Origin of the sequence: Citrobacter sp. Cf072, assembly GCF_030334485.1 — a bacterium.
GTDB lineage: Bacteria > Pseudomonadota > Gammaproteobacteria > Enterobacterales > Enterobacteriaceae > Citrobacter > Citrobacter freundii.
Map to the genome: position 1 here is coordinate 25,255 of NZ_JAOWDX010000034.1, position 14,179 is coordinate 39,433.

13 protein-coding genes are annotated in these 14,179 nt (G+C 53.3%); 6 read left to right on the forward strand and 7 right to left on the reverse strand.

Annotated features, from left to right (window positions below; all coding sequences use genetic code 11):
• Positions 1-46: 46 nt before the first annotated feature.
• Positions 47-619 (reverse strand): peptidylprolyl isomerase A, encoded by a 573-nt coding sequence (gene ppiA, locus OGX66_RS03000; protein ID WP_003023595.1) that lies wholly within the window; start codon positions 617-619, stop codon positions 47-49.
• Between the two features lie 264 nt (positions 620-883).
• On the opposite strand from ppiA, the gene tsgA reads away from it, so the two are divergent.
• The 6 genes from tsgA (at position 884) to OGX66_RS03030 (ending at position 8,055) form a co-directional block, all read left to right on the forward strand.
• Positions 884-2,065 (forward strand): MFS transporter TsgA, encoded by a 1,182-nt coding sequence (gene tsgA, locus OGX66_RS03005; RefSeq protein WP_148361402.1) that lies wholly within the window; start codon positions 884-886, stop codon positions 2,063-2,065.
• A 305-nt stretch (positions 2,066-2,370) separates the two neighbouring features.
• A complete protein-coding gene (gene nirB, locus OGX66_RS03010) occupies positions 2,371-4,914 on the forward strand; it encodes an NADPH-nitrite reductase large subunit (RefSeq protein ID WP_003023592.1) in 2,544 nt (847 codons plus the stop codon).
• The gene (gene nirD, locus OGX66_RS03015; protein ID WP_003023590.1) at positions 4,911-5,237 is read left to right on the forward strand and encodes a nitrite reductase small subunit NirD; all 327 of its coding nucleotides are present in this window, start codon (positions 4,911-4,913) and stop codon (positions 5,235-5,237) included. Before nirB ends, nirD begins: the two co-directional genes overlap by 4 nt.
• A gap of 186 nt (positions 5,238-5,423) precedes the next feature.
• The gene (nirC, locus tag OGX66_RS03020) at positions 5,424-6,233 is read left to right on the forward strand and encodes a nitrite transporter NirC (protein WP_003023587.1); all 810 of its coding nucleotides are present in this window, start codon (positions 5,424-5,426) and stop codon (positions 6,231-6,233) included.
• Between the two features lie 15 nt (positions 6,234-6,248).
• The gene (cysG, locus tag OGX66_RS03025; RefSeq protein WP_016151091.1) at positions 6,249-7,622 is read left to right on the forward strand and encodes a siroheme synthase CysG; all 1,374 of its coding nucleotides are present in this window, start codon (positions 6,249-6,251) and stop codon (positions 7,620-7,622) included.
• Between the two features lie 262 nt (positions 7,623-7,884).
• Entirely contained in the window at positions 7,885-8,055 is a 171-nt protein-coding gene (locus OGX66_RS03030) for a YhfL family protein (RefSeq protein ID WP_003837939.1), read from the forward strand.
• Between the two features lie 65 nt (positions 8,056-8,120).
• On the opposite strand, the gene OGX66_RS03035 is transcribed toward OGX66_RS03030, so the two are convergent.
• From OGX66_RS03035 to OGX66_RS03060, 6 genes are read right to left on the reverse strand one after another with little or no spacing between them, the layout of a single operon-like run.
• Positions 8,121-9,209, reverse strand: coding sequence for an aminotransferase class I/II-fold pyridoxal phosphate-dependent enzyme (locus OGX66_RS03035; protein WP_270932813.1), 1,089 nt, complete (start codon positions 9,207-9,209; stop codon positions 8,121-8,123).
• A 13-nt stretch (positions 9,210-9,222) separates the two neighbouring features.
• A complete protein-coding gene (locus OGX66_RS03040; RefSeq protein ID WP_003847963.1) occupies positions 9,223-10,527 on the reverse strand; it encodes a YhfT family protein in 1,305 nt (434 codons plus the stop codon).
• An 11-nt stretch (positions 10,528-10,538) separates the two neighbouring features.
• A complete protein-coding gene (locus OGX66_RS03045) occupies positions 10,539-10,892 on the reverse strand; it encodes a DUF2620 domain-containing protein (protein ID WP_003023576.1) in 354 nt (117 codons plus the stop codon).
• A gap of 10 nt (positions 10,893-10,902) precedes the next feature.
• Positions 10,903-11,781, reverse strand: a complete 879-nt coding sequence (locus tag OGX66_RS03050) for a phosphotriesterase-related protein (protein WP_044701432.1) — start codon at positions 11,779-11,781, stop codon at positions 10,903-10,905.
• Positions 11,778-13,004, reverse strand: coding sequence for a phosphopentomutase (locus tag OGX66_RS03055; RefSeq protein ID WP_057101798.1), 1,227 nt, complete (start codon positions 13,002-13,004; stop codon positions 11,778-11,780). Before OGX66_RS03055 ends, OGX66_RS03050 begins: the two co-directional genes overlap by 4 nt.
• Positions 13,004-14,167 carry a YhfX family PLP-dependent enzyme gene (locus OGX66_RS03060; protein WP_003023571.1) on the reverse strand — a complete coding sequence of 388 codons (1,164 nt, stop codon included), beginning with the start codon at positions 14,165-14,167 and terminating at the stop codon, positions 13,004-13,006. The genes OGX66_RS03055 and OGX66_RS03060 overlap by 1 nt, the downstream gene beginning before the upstream one ends.
• Between the last annotated feature and the right edge of the window lie 12 nt (positions 14,168-14,179).

A 14,179-nucleotide genomic window follows, 5' to 3' on the forward strand; every position in this document is an offset into this window, starting at 1 on the left:
AGAGAGAGGGGGGAACGCGGGCAAGAACTACCCGCGCTAGATACGATTACGGCAGAACTTTAGCAGAAAGGATAACAATCGGTTTTGACGGAACATTCTGGTATGGACCGACATCATGGGTCTGTACCTGAGAGATCTTATCCGCGACATCCATACCTTTCACAACTTTTCCGAAGACAGCATAGCCAAAGTCGCGCTGGCCGTGATCGAGGAAAGCGTTGTCTGCAATGTTGATAAAGAACTGGCTGGTCGCGCTGTCTTTATCCGCTGTACGCGCCATAGCAATCGTGCCGCGGGTGTTACGCAGTCCGTTATCGGCTTCATTCTTGATTGGCGGGTTAGGTTTCTTCTGCTGCATCTGCTCGGTAAAACCGCCACCCTGCACCATGAAGCCAGGGATCACACGGTGGAACGTAGTGTTGTTATAGAAACCGCTGTTGACATAATCGACAAAGTTTTGCACTGAAACCGGGGCTTTCTGACTGTTCAGCTCCAGCTCAATGTTACCAGCAGAGGTTGTCAGCAGAACATGAGGGTCACCTTTTGCTGCCAGTGCTGCGGGAGAGAGAGCAGAAAGAGCGAGAACAGCTGCAACAGCCGCCAGAGTCGATTTGAGCATGAGAATTCCTTAACAAGAGCAGAAATGAAGCAAGTGAATTGATTCTAAAGAGCCTTCAAGGACAAGGCCATCCCTTTACCTAATTTTACGTACTTGAAACAAATGTAACCTTACTGCCGCATGAATCAATGTGATTTAGATCACATACAAAAATGTAATAAACAAACTCATTACCAATAAATATTTAAATACATCACAAAAGCGCCTAAAATCTGCCCGCTCACGGCGCAGTCAATGCGCCTTACACTTCTATACAGGCCAGTCATGACTAACAGCAATCGCATCAAGCTCACATGGATTAGCTTTCTCTCCTACGCCCTGACAGGTGCGTTGGTAATTGTCACCGGGATGGTGATGGGAAACATCGCAGATTACTTCCATTTGCCCGTTTCCAGTATGAGTAACACCTTCACCTTCCTGAATGCCGGCATTCTGATCTCTATCTTTCTGAATGCATGGCTAATGGAAATCGTGCCCCTGAAAACCCAGTTGCGCTTCGGCTTTATCCTGATGGTACTGGCAGTCGCCGGACTGATGCTCAGCCATAGCCTGGCCTTGTTCTCTGCCGCCATGTTTGTATTGGGTCTTGTGAGCGGTATAACCATGTCGATTGGTACGTTCCTGGTAACTCAAATGTACGAAGGTCGCCAGCGCGGTTCCCGCCTGCTGTTTACTGACTCCTTCTTCAGCATGGCCGGTATGATTTTCCCGATGGTTGCCGCGTTCCTGTTAGCGCGCAGCATCGAATGGTATTGGGTCTATGCTTGCATCGGCCTGGTATACGTCGCTATTTTCCTGCTGACCTTCGGTTGTGAATTTCCGGCACTGGGTAAACACGCTCAGCAGTCAGACGCGCCGGTAGTAAAAGAAAAATGGGGGATTGGCGTGCTGTTTCTGGCGATCGCCGCGCTGTGCTACATCCTCGGTCAGTTGGGCTTTATCTCCTGGGTTCCGGAATACGCCAAAAGCCTGGGTATGAGCCTGAACGACGCAGGTAAACTGGTCAGCGACTTCTGGATGTCTTACATGGTTGGCATGTGGGCGTTTAGCTTCATTCTGCGTTTCTTCGATTTGCAACGCATCCTGACCGTACTGGCGGGTCTGGCCACCGTACTGATGTATCTGTTTATCACGGGTACGCCGGAACATATGCCGTGGTTCATTCTAACGCTGGGCTTCTTCTCCAGCGCGATTTATACCACCATCATTACCCTTGGCTCCCAGCAGACGAAGGTCGCCTCACCCAAACTGGTTAACTTCGTTCTGACCTGCGGCACCATCGGTACTATGCTCACCTTCGTGGTAACCGGCCCTATTGTGGCACACAGCGGCCCACAGGCAGCATTGCAGACGGCTAACGGCTTGTATGCGGTTGTATTCGTAATGTGCTTTATTCTTGGGTTCGTCACGCGTCATCGCCAGCATAACGCGCCAGCAGCGCATTAATCTCAGTGCCGGGGCGCTTAGCTAGCCCGGCCTACACACTGCCGGATGGTATCCACTTCATCCGGCATATTTTCGCCCCCTCTCTTCTTTCTCTGGTCATGTAGGCCAATTCTTACAAAAACCCCTTAATTTGTACGCTATTTGTACAAACACGAAAACTCAAATAATTCCGTCACTTATAAAAATGCTGACAAATCAGTTATATACCTCTTAAGGAGTATATAAGGGCGAATTTGATTTGCATCAATAAGTGCGGTTGCTGAATCGTTAAGGTAGGCAGTAATAGAAAAGAAATCGAGGCAAAAATGAGCAAAGTCAGACTCGCTATTATCGGTAATGGTATGGTCGGCCATCGCTTTATTGAGGATCTTCTTGATAAATCCGACGCTGCCAATTTTGATATTACCGTCTTCTGTGAAGAACCCCGCAAAGCATACGACCGCGTACACCTGTCTTCCTACTTCTCTCACCACACCGCCGAAGAGCTTTCTCTGGTGCGTGAAGGATTCTACGAGAAGCACGGCGTTAAGGTGTTAGTGGGCGAGCGCGCAATTACCATTAACCGCCAGGAGAAAGTAATCCACTCCAGCGCAGGTCGTACGGTTTACTACGATAAGCTAATCATGGCGACGGGTTCTTACCCGTGGATCCCACCGATTAAAGGTTCGGAAACCCAGGACTGCTTCGTTTACCGCACCATCGAAGACCTCAACGCGATTGAGTCTTGCGCGCGCCGTAGCAAACGCGGTGCCGTGGTAGGCGGTGGCCTGCTGGGCCTGGAAGCCGCTGGTGCGCTGAAAAGCCTCGGCGTTGAAACCCACGTGATTGAATTCGCCCCAATGCTGATGGCTGAACAGCTGGATCATATGGGTGGCGAGCAGTTACGTCGCAAAATTGAAAGCATGGGCGTGCGTGTGCACACCAGCAAAAACACTAAAGAGATCGTTCAGGAAGGCACCGAAGCGCGCAAAACCATGCGTTTTGCCGACGGTAGCGAACTGGAAGTCGATTTCATCGTCTTCTCTACCGGTATTCGTCCACGCGACAAACTGGCTACCCAGTGCGGCCTTGATGTCGCGCCACGCGGCGGTATCGTCATTAACGACACCTGCCAGACTTCTGACCCGGACATCTATGCCATCGGCGAATGCGCAAGCTGGAACAACCGCGTGTATGGTCTGGTCGCTCCTGGCTACAAAATGGCGCAGGTTGCCGTTGACCATATTCTCGAAACTGAAAACGCCTTTGAAGGTGCGGACCTGAGCGCCAAGCTGAAGCTGCTCGGCGTTGACGTCGGCGGTATTGGTGACGCGCATGCTCGCACGCCGGGTGCACGTAGCTATGTCTATCTCGACGAAAGCAAAGAAGTCTACAAACGCCTGATCGTTAGCGAAGATAACAAAACCCTGCTCGGCGCGGTTCTGGTTGGCGACACCAGCGATTACGGCAATCTGCTGCAGTTGGTGCTGAACGCCATTGAACTGCCGGAAAATCCAGATTCACTGATTCTGCCAGCACACGCGGGCAGCGGTAAGCCATCTATCGGTGTCGATAAACTGCCGGACAGCGCGCAGATTTGCTCCTGCTTTGACGTCACCAAAGGCATGCTGGTTGCCGCTATCAACAAAGGCTGCCATACCGTTGCGGCGCTGAAAGCGGAAACCAAAGCCGGTACCGGCTGTGGCGGGTGTATCCCGCTGGTAACGCAGGTCCTGAACGCCGAACTGGCGAAACAGGGTATCGAAGTGAATAACAACCTGTGCGAACACTTCCCGTACTCACGTCAGGAACTGTTCCATCTCATCCGTGTAGAAGGCATCAAAACCTTCGAAGAGCTGCTGGCCAAACACGGGAAAGGCTACGGCTGCGAAGTGTGTAAACCTACCGTGGGTTCTCTGCTGGCTTCCTGCTGGAATGAGTACATCCTCAAACCACAGCACACGCCGCTGCAGGACACCAACGACAACTTCCTGGCCAATATCCAAAAAGACGGTACCTACTCCGTGATCCCGCGCTCTGCGGGTGGCGAAATTACCCCTGAAGGCCTGGTGGCCGTGGGCCGTATCGCGCGTGAATTTAACCTGTACACCAAAATTACCGGTTCTCAGCGTATCGGTCTGTTCGGCGCGCAGAAAGATGACCTGCCGGAAATCTGGCGTCAGCTGATTGAAGCTGGTTTTGAAACTGGCCACGCGTATGCCAAAGCGCTGCGTATGGCGAAAACCTGCGTAGGTAGCACCTGGTGTCGTTATGGCGTCGGCGATAGCGTCGGCTTCGGCGTGGAGCTGGAAAATCGCTACAAAGGCATTCGTACCCCGCACAAAATGAAATTCGGCGTCTCCGGTTGTACCCGCGAATGTGCGGAAGCTCAGGGCAAAGACGTAGGTATCATCGCCACTGAGAAAGGCTGGAACCTGTACGTTTGCGGTAACGGCGGGATGAAACCTCGCCATGCAGACCTGCTGGCAGCAGATATCGATCGCGAAACGCTGCTCAAGTATCTTGATCGTTTCATGATGTTCTACATCCGTACCGCCGACAAACTGACCCGTACCGCACCGTGGTTAGACAATCTGGAAGGCGGTATCGAGTATCTGAAGTCCGTCATCATCGACGACAAGCTGGGCCTGAACCAGCATCTTGAAGAAGAGATGGCCCGTCTGCGTGAAGCGGTGGTCTGCGAGTGGACAGAAACCGTTAACACTCCATCCGCGCAGGTTCGCTTCAAACACTTTATCAACAGCGATAAACGCGATCCGAATGTCCAGGTTGTGCCTGAACGTGAACAACATCGTCCGGCCACGCCTTATGAGCGTATCCCGGTGACTCTGGTGGAGGAAAACGCATGAGCCAGTGGAAAAACATCTGCAAAATCGATGACATTCTGCCTGCAACAGGCGTCTGCGCCCTGTTAGGTAACGAGCAGGTTGCAATTTTCCGCCCGTATCACAGCGACCAGGTGTTTGCGATCAGCAACATCGACCCGTTCTTTGAGTCCAGCGTGCTTTCTCGTGGGCTTATTGCTGAACATCAGGGTGAATTGTGGGTTGCCAGCCCGCTGAAAAAACAGCGTTTTCGTTTAAGCGACGGACTGTGCATGGAAGACGAACAGTTCTCCGTGAAACATTACGAAGCGCGAGTGAAAGACGGCACGGTGCAACTGCGCGGTTAATAAATTTTTGGGAGGCGCAACGCCTCCCCTTTTTTGACGTATTTGTAGGTCTTTTATTGGTAGGCCTGATAAGCGTAGCGCCATCAGGCAATTGCAAAAGCACATTGCCGGATGGCGGCATAAATGCCTTATCCGGCCTACGGTTACGATTTCTTTTTATTTTTGTACTTCAAGGATAATCAACACATGTTCACAGACACTATCAATAAGTGTGCGGCTAACGCTGCGCGCATCGCACGCCTGTCGGCAAATAACCCGCTCGGGTTCTGGGTCAGTTCGGCAATGGCAGGGGCCTACGTTGGCCTCGGCATCATCCTTATTTTTACCCTCGGTAACCTGCTCGACCCGTCCGTACGTCCGCTGGTGATGGGTGCAACCTTTGGTATCGCCTTAACGCTGGTTATTATTGCCGGTTCAGAACTGTTTACCGGTCACACCATGTTCCTGACGCTCGGCGTCAAAGCGGGCACCATCAGCCACGGCCAAATGTGGGCTATCCTGCCGCAAACCTGGCTGGGAAATCTGGTCGGATCCGTGTTTGTCGCCCTGCTTTATAGCTGGGGAGGCGGCAGTCTGCTGCCGGTCGATACCAGCATCGTCCATTCGGTCGCGCTGGCGAAAACCACCGCGCCTGCAACGGTGCTGTTCTTTAAAGGCGCACTGTGTAACTGGTTGGTTTGTCTGGCAATATGGATGGCAATCCGTACCGAAGGCGCGGCAAAATTCCTCGCTATCTGGTGGTGTCTGCTGGCGTTTATCGCTTCCGGCTACGAGCACTCGGTGGCCAACATGACGCTGTTTGCCCTCTCCTGGTTCGGTCATCACAGCGAAGCTTATACCCTGTCAGGAATTGGTCATAACCTGCTGTGGGTGACACTCGGTAATACTTTGTCCGGTGTCGTATTCATGGGATTAGGTTATTGGTATGCTACGCCAAAATCGGAGCGTCCGGCTCCGGCAAAAATCAACCAGCCAGAGGCGGCTGCTAATAATTAATTAAGGGGTAATGTCGTGGACCATTTGCCTATATTTTGTCAACTACGTGACCGCGACTGCTTGATCGTCGGCGGTGGTGATGTCGCAGAACGCAAAGCGCGGTTACTGCTGGAAGCGGGCGCCCGTTTAACGGTTAATGCACTGGCGTTTATTCCGCAGTTCAAAGTATGGGCAGATGAAGGCATGCTGACGCTGGTTGAGGGACCGTTCGATGAGTCCCTGCTCAACACCTGCTGGCTGGCTATTGCCGCCACCGATGACGATGCCGTCAATCAAAGCGTCAGCACCGCCGCGGAGTCACGTCGTATCTTCTGCAACGTGGTCGACGCGCCAAAAGCAGCCAGTTTTATCATGCCCTCCATTATCGACCGCTCGCCGCTGATGGTGGCGGTCTCCTCCGGCGGGACATCGCCGGTGCTTGCCCGTCTGCTGCGTGAAAGGCTTGAATCCGTACTGCCTCAGCATTTGGGCCAGGTCGCACAATATGCCGGCAAGTTGCGCTCCCGGGTGAAGAAACAGTTTGCCAGCATGGGTGAACGTCGCCGCTTCTGGGAAAAATTGTTCGTGAATGACCGCCTGGCGCAGTCGCTGGCGAACAATGACCTGAAAGCCGTCGAGGAAACCACCGAGCAAATGCTCAGCGAACCGCTGGATCACCGTGGTGAAGTGGTGCTGGTTGGCGCCGGTCCTGGCGATGCCGGCCTGCTGACGCTGAAAGGGCTACAGCAGATCCAGCAAGCGGATGTCGTGGTCTATGACCGCCTGGTTTCCGACGACATCATGAACCTTGTACGCCGCGATGCAGACCGGGTGTTCGTCGGCAAACGTGCGGGCTATCACTGCGTACCGCAGGAGGAGATTAACCAGATCCTGCTGCGTGAAGCACAACAGGGCAAGCGCGTGGTACGACTGAAAGGTGGCGACCCGTTCATCTTTGGCCGTGGTGGCGAAGAGCTGGAAACGCTGTGCCATGCCGGTATTCCATTCTCTGTAGTGCCTGGTATTACCGCAGCATCCGGTTGTTCTGCCTATTCCGGCATTCCACTGACCCATCGTGATTACGCTCAGAGCGTGCGTCTGGTTACCGGACACCTGAAAACCGGCGGTGAGCTGGACTGGGAAAACCTGGCGGCCGAGAAACAGACGCTGGTGTTCTACATGGGACTGAATCAGGCAGCCACCATCCAGGAAAAACTGATTGAATTTGGCATGCAGCCTGATATGACCGTCGCGCTGGTAGAAAACGGGACTTCCGTGAAGCAACGCGTCGTCAACGGGGTTCTGACACAGCTCGGCGAGCTGGCACAGCAGGTTGAAAGTCCGGCGCTGATTATCGTCGGTCGCGTGGTTGGACTACGCGATAAGCTGAACTGGTTCTCGAATCATTAATTGAATGCTAATAAATGCCCTGATATTCAGGGCATTTATTTATGATTCACAAAAGTTAATATTTAATCTAAATAAAATATCATTCATCAATTTATTAATAATAGATACATTTCATAGCATTTTAATTCATTAAAAATATAATTCACCCTAACATTATCACGTCCTTATTCGGACTATTTAAAATCTTCCTTAGTTGATATCTTAACCGCCGAGAAATGGATTTCATCCATTTAAAAAATAGATATCTTACAAGGATTTTATCATGTTTAAATTTGCAAAAATCACCATCGTGGCAGGTGTGCTGGCTACGCTGACCGCATGTACTGGTCATATCGAAAACACAAAAAACAACTGTAGCTACGATTATTTATTCCATCCAGCAATTTCAATTTCTAAAATTATTGGTGGCTGCGGCCCGGCTGCAAATCAATAATATACGCGATTGCGCAGATACAAAAAAACCGGGAATTTCCCGGTTTTTTCATTTTAGATTTACGCTCACTCACATGCACTCACGCTTTCCCGCAAAATCCGCAGCACCGTGTCCTCGCCACTGCGATTGGGATTAATACGAATCGCATAGTCGCTCAGCTCTGGATTCGCTTCACGGAAGGTCCCGGAGAGGCGATAAAACAGCGGCGGGATTTCATATTTCGACTCCGCTCCTACCGGATACGGTAGCGCACCTCTCTCTTGCGCCGCTTTCAGCACACGGGCGGCAATCGGCTGGTGAAACTCCACGATCAGCACCTTCGACTGGGCATTAGCAATAACCGCTTTTTTCACCTCAGGTATCGCTCCACAATCGAGCAGATTCAGCAGACGCTCAGAAACGCCAGCCTGCACCGCATGCATCACCGGAGCGAAAACCAGACCGCGAAGTACCTCGAGCGCCTGCGCTCCCTGGATCTGGCTGCCGCCGGAATAGAGGGTGCTACGAATTTTAGCGATGACCTCTGCCTTGCCGACAACCGCCCCTACGCCTTCCGGGCCGAAGAGCTTAAAGCAGGAAAAGGTGGACAGCGTCGCCCCACACTCGCAGCCGATACCCTCTACTTTCATCACCGCGTAGTTATCATCGGTTAACGTCGGCACGTCACACCGTGTAATTTCCGCCAGTACCTCGGCTAAAATATAGCTGTCCTGTGGTTGTTGACGCGTATGCTGCACCAACGCTGCATCGGGGCGGTGCTCAGTGATAGCCCGCTTAATCGCCGAAAGATCGTTGAAATCAGTCCTGACCAGCACGATCCCCATCTGATCAATAAGCACCTGTGTAGTGGGATACACAGGCGCATCATGAACCAGAAGCTGCTGGCCGGGTTTGAGCAGTGCGGCCAGCCCGGCGCGAATAGCCCCGGTGCCAGCACCCTGAACCAGCACGGCGGCTTCAGCATGAAACGCCTCGGCCAGCACCTTTTCCACACGCTGCGTGACCCGGGGCTGATTCAGCCCCGGGGCCAGCCCCAAATCGCCACCGGCCAGAAAGTCAGCGCCAGGAAAGTGACGGCAGAGCGTATCCACCAGCGCAAACTGCTTTTGTTGTGCTTGCGCGAGCGTAAGACTTTGCAGAGGGAACGTCTTCATGTTTTACGCCTCCTCAGGCCGGAACAAACAGACCAAACCAGTAGAGAATATTCAGCACAATACCCGTAATCATCACCGCCACGACCGGGGCCGCCATCTTCTGCACCGGACGCCCTATCGATTCGTTAAGGAAGTAAATCGCCACCGCAATCGAGAAACCGGTGTAGCCCGCCATCTTAATGGCGGCAAAAATCGAGCCTATCAGCAGCGCCATTTCCATCAGCATATTCATCGCATTACGAATATTGTCCGATGCGTTACGCACTGACGGATAACGCCCCAGCCATTTGCCAATTGAGCGCAGCAGCAGCACTTCCGCGGAAATCACGATAGCGCCCAGGATGGCCGCTATCCACGGGTTCGGAGCCAGATAACCAACGGAATAAACAAAGGTGAAGCCCGCTACCGCGTATACACCGGTTGCCAGCGCGGTGGTGGCAATCAACGGCACAAAACCCAACCCACGCATAAATTCCGCCAGCGCCGCCTGGTTAACCAGCGTCTGCGATTGCTCAGGCGTAATCCCCGCTGAATAGGCTTTTTCCAGCGTAAAAATTGAGACCTCGCTACCAGCAAAAATTTTCATACTGGCAACGGCGGCAATCAGCGCGCCGACAATCGCGATGTACGGCAGGTTTTTAATAATCCGTGAGGTTCGTTCTTCAAAGACCGATAGCCCGCTGGCATCCATCTCCTCATCACCGCGATGGCGAATATCATGCGTAATGGCGATCGCCAGCAGCATCATCATCCCCACAAAAATCTCAATTGATTCCGGGTTCAGATGCGGGAAGTAACGCACCACCACCACGCGGGTCATCAGTACTACCACCGCCGCGATAATGCTGTGCTTCCAGCCAAACTGGTAGAAAATCGCCACCAGCGGGAAGAGTGCGAATGCGGAAACCACCGGAGAACTCAGCTCACCGAGGCTGCCCAGTACATCAACCGGCAGCGCCGTGAGCAAATGGTTCACCGGCAGCAGGCAGGTCAGAATCAATATGCCCCAGATAGCGCCCAGACCGAACGCCAGCAGGCTGTTCATTGCCAGCACGCCGAGAATATCCGTCGGCAGAAACAGCAGCCAGGCGTTGAGCAAGCCGGTTTTCAGGGTAAAGGAGATCCCCACTGACGCGACAAAGCCGATACTCAGACCAAACGCGATACTTCCCGCCTCCCGGCGGTTCATGTACCCCTCGATCAGCTGCGGCAGGATCGGGCGGATGCCGTCATGAAAGACGGCCGCCGAGCGGTGTGCCAGAAGTGACGTCATGCCGGTCAGGCAGGCCACCACCACAATCTGAATATACAGATCCATAGTCATGCCTTTTATTTCAGGTGGTTAACCAGCATCGGAATCGCATGTTCAACATGTTCGACGGAGAGACCAAACGCCACTTTCCCTTCCGCAACCATTTTTGCGATATGTTCGTCTTTCGCCTTAATACCCGGCTTGGCGATAGTGCAACTTTTGTTGTAGCCAATCACCGCGATGGCAATCGACAGTGCTGCACCCGCACCGGTGTTACAAGCGCCGATGTAGTAATCCAGTTGTCCGGATTTCACCTTCATCGCCGCTTCCATATCGTTATGAATGGAGACTTCAAAGCAGCCCGGTGCTGCGGTTTCGATGGTTTTTTTAATCTGTTCACGCTGTAAGCCAGCAACGCCAATCTTTTTCATGATTCTGTCCTTATTGGAAAAATTTTGAGGGGTTATCACGTAACATCATGTCCACATCGGCCTGACTGAATCCTGACTGGCGCAGCTGTGGGATAAAGGTGGTTAACAGATAGTCGTAGCCATTGCCGCCATTGGCTTTTAAATGCGAGCGGCGGGTAATGTCCATAGAGAGCATGACGTGGCTAAGCAGTCCGCGATCGCGTATCGCGTGCAGCATGGCGATGCGTTTCTCGTCCGGGTAATAGTTGTTTTTTCCGATGGTATCGAATTGCACATACGCGCCGAGCTCGATCATGCGTAAGATATTGTCGAGATTATCTTTCAGGTCGCAGTGACCCACGGTTACGCGGGAAAGGTCGACGCCGTGCGCCTGTAGCAACACCAGTTGTTCCACTCCCATCGTGCTAAAAGAGGTATGGGTTGAGATGGGGCGTCCGGTTTCGATGTGTGCCCGCGCCGCGGCGATAAACACCTTCTCTTCAAGCGGCGTAATCACGCCTTCACTAGAGCCGATTTCCGCGATAATTCCGGCCTTCAATTCAGTACCATCAATACCGATGACTATCTCATCGACCATCTCCTGCGCGAGCTGTTCCACGCTTCGGGCCGCAACATGTTCAGGGAAGAACGCATCCTGGTAATAGCCTGTGCAGGCCACGACGTTAATTCCGGTATCGCGCATCAGGTCGAGCATGAATTGCGGATTACGTCCCATATAGCGGTTGGTCATCTCAATAATGTTGCTGACGCCTAACGCCCGGAGATCCTTCATTTCCTGACAAATGAGATCGTACTGATCTAACCGGCAGTCGAGGTTATTCTTAAATCCGGAGAGATCGATATGCAGATGTTCGTGGACCCAGGTGTAGCCCGTCGGATCAAAGTTCATAAGGTGTCTCCTGTAAGGCGCAATGCCGAGAGAAAAGAACAGCCGTTTTGTGGCGCCGCCGCGCCGAAAAATTCACACACCGTAGCGCCAACATCGGATAACGTCGCCCGGATGCCTAATTGCGCAGGCTCCAGCCCCTGTTGATACACCAATACCGGCACAACTTCCCGGGTATGGTGGCTGTGCCCTATGGTCGGATCGTTGCCGTGATCGGCCATGACCACCAGACAGTCATTTGGCTCCATAGCGGTCAGAAGGCGTGAAAGATTAAGATCAACAAGCTGCAGCCGTTCGGCATAACGTGCGACGTCTTCAGCGTGTCCGGCGAGATCGGTTTCCTGAATGTTGGTACAGATAAATACCGTCGATTCCGCGTTAAATTCGTTAAGCGTGATATCCATAATCTGCTGGCTATCCACCAGGTTTTGCCAGCTGCGCCCGTGCGGATTGCCAACGATGTCCGCCACTTTACCGACCAGCACGGTAGGGATTCCGGCGTCATGCAGTTTTTGCGGTACCTGTACCTGCTCATCTACGCCATAGCCCATATGCCTGACCTGAAAACCGCTTTCATACGCGCCGGAGCGTGGGGCATTAATGCCGACAAAGCGCCCTTCCATCGTTTCGGCGGCATCCAGAATGCGCTGGCTGTTCGCAAGCTGACCGCCAAAGGTGATGACGCGCCCGACCTGAACCTGTTCGCGCACTACGCGGCCAATCTTTAGCACCTCATCAAACGCAATGGCGGACAGATTGGCAGTGACGTTGTAGACCTGACCTAAATCCGCTTCGAGGTTATCGCCCACTGCAACCGCATCGTTGATCCAAAGAAACGCCAGGTCGCCGCCGCGACGTTCCACCTGCCAGCCCGCGACTTTCAGCGCTTGCTCAACGCGATCAATAACGTCGCTAAATGGCATCCGCAGCGGTGCCTGAGGCCGTGTGCCTAAAATCTCCTGATGGCCCATAAAGGTATCTCCCCCTTCATGCTGCAGCTCCGCAACGCCCCAGACTGCCGATTCCGAAGGTTTCATCACGCCCGGCGCAAAGCCCAGAGCGTTAATCAGCCCCAACTTCTCAAGCGTTGGCAGCCGTAACTGCGGGAGTTCGCCCAGGATATGACCACAGGTATTCGCTCCGGCATCCTGCGGCCTGACCCGCGTGACGTCTTTCATTGCGCCAACGCCAAAACTGTCGATTACTAACACCACGAATCGGGCCATTAGTCCTCCAGAATATTGCCGAGACTGTCGTATCGCGCGACGATTTCAGCTACGCCGCGCTGAATGCCCGACACCAGTACCACGTCGCTACGCGTCACGAAGATCTGGGTGCGAAAACAGAAGATCACCGCGCTGCTCACCGGAAACTCACCGGCCACAGGCAGGTAGTAGTCAATGCTGCTGTCGTCCACGGGTTTTAGTTTCGCGGCTATAGGCGCGTCATTTTCTGGCGTAAAGACCAGCGCATTTTGCGCATGGCCGCGACGATAATAGCCCCCGCCGTAGCAATAACTGTCTCCGCGAAAATTGTGCGATATCTCGCTCAACCACAGCATCGCAATGCGTTCCGGCTGGTCGCCTTTTTGATTGGAAGGAATGGTGCCGGTCAACGCATGACCCGGCTCCGCATGGGTGACGCCATATTCCGCCAGCAGGGGGAGTGACGAACAGCTACTGGCTGACGGCGCATTAAGCTGCTCAATGGCAATCCCGGCCTCAACCAACTGACGTCGGGCATTTACCAGCGTATGCAGATTAGGCGTCGGCATCGTCTGCGCGGAGTTTTCATCCCATAACAGGCAGGGGAAATGGGTGAGGCCGCTCAGGCGCAGGCCCGGCAGTCTGCGGATTTCATTGACCACATCCGTCAGATACATCAGCGGAAATCCGCTTTCCTGCCCCGGGTAGAGAAAATCATCTTTGTCGTACACCTTCAGCATCACATTCTGTTCACAACCGGCCTTCACCGCAGCAGCGGAAACTTCGCGCGCTTTCTCCAGTGAGAACAATGTGATGACTTCAGTACCTTGCGCTACAGCTTCATTGACCAGCCGCGACGGGATCTGCACCAGATGTCCCTGATGCGCAACCGGCAACCCGGCACGGCGCATGACGCGACTCTCCTTGTAATCGACAACCACGATGCCTTCATAGCCAAGCTGCAACAGTTTCTCCGCCAGCCACGGGTTACGTCCAACCTGTTTGGTCATCAGATACAGCGAGATACCATGTTGCCCCGCGACATCCAGCAGACGTTTGCCATTCTCAATGACCTGGTCAACATCAATGACCCAACTATCAGGGGCGATCTTTCCCTGCTGCCATAACGCGATAGCGGCGGAGATTAGCGCGGGGTTCTGGCGTTTCAATGCGTCTATAAACATTTCTCGGCCTCG

What these genes read in the sequence shown, in the direction of transcription:
- ppiA (WP_003023595.1), bottom strand. Translation starts at nt 619, where the DNA reads ATGCTCAAATCGACTCTGGCGGCTGTTGCAGCTGTTCTCGCTCTTTCT.
- tsgA (WP_148361402.1), top strand. Translation starts at nt 884, where the DNA reads ATGACTAACAGCAATCGCATCAAGCTCACATGGATTAGCTTTCTCTCC.
- nirB (WP_003023592.1), top strand. Translation starts at nt 2,371, where the DNA reads ATGAGCAAAGTCAGACTCGCTATTATCGGTAATGGTATGGTCGGCCAT.
- nirD (WP_003023590.1), top strand. Translation starts at nt 4,911, where the DNA reads ATGAGCCAGTGGAAAAACATCTGCAAAATCGATGACATTCTGCCTGCA.
- nirC (WP_003023587.1), top strand. Translation starts at nt 5,424, where the DNA reads ATGTTCACAGACACTATCAATAAGTGTGCGGCTAACGCTGCGCGCATC.
- OGX66_RS03030 (WP_003837939.1), top strand. Translation starts at nt 7,885, where the DNA reads ATGTTTAAATTTGCAAAAATCACCATCGTGGCAGGTGTGCTGGCTACG.
- OGX66_RS03035 (WP_270932813.1), bottom strand. Translation starts at nt 9,209, where the DNA reads ATGAAGACGTTCCCTCTGCAAAGTCTTACGCTCGCGCAAGCACAACAA.
- OGX66_RS03040 (WP_003847963.1), bottom strand. Translation starts at nt 10,527, where the DNA reads ATGGATCTGTATATTCAGATTGTGGTGGTGGCCTGCCTGACCGGCATG.
- OGX66_RS03045 (WP_003023576.1), bottom strand. Translation starts at nt 10,892, where the DNA reads ATGAAAAAGATTGGCGTTGCTGGCTTACAGCGTGAACAGATTAAAAAA.
- OGX66_RS03050 (WP_044701432.1), bottom strand. Translation starts at nt 11,781, where the DNA reads ATGAACTTTGATCCGACGGGCTACACCTGGGTCCACGAACATCTGCAT.
- OGX66_RS03055 (WP_057101798.1), bottom strand. Translation starts at nt 13,004, where the DNA reads ATGGCCCGATTCGTGGTGTTAGTAATCGACAGTTTTGGCGTTGGCGCA.
- OGX66_RS03060 (WP_003023571.1), bottom strand. Translation starts at nt 14,167, where the DNA reads ATGTTTATAGACGCATTGAAACGCCAGAACCCCGCGCTAATCTCCGCC.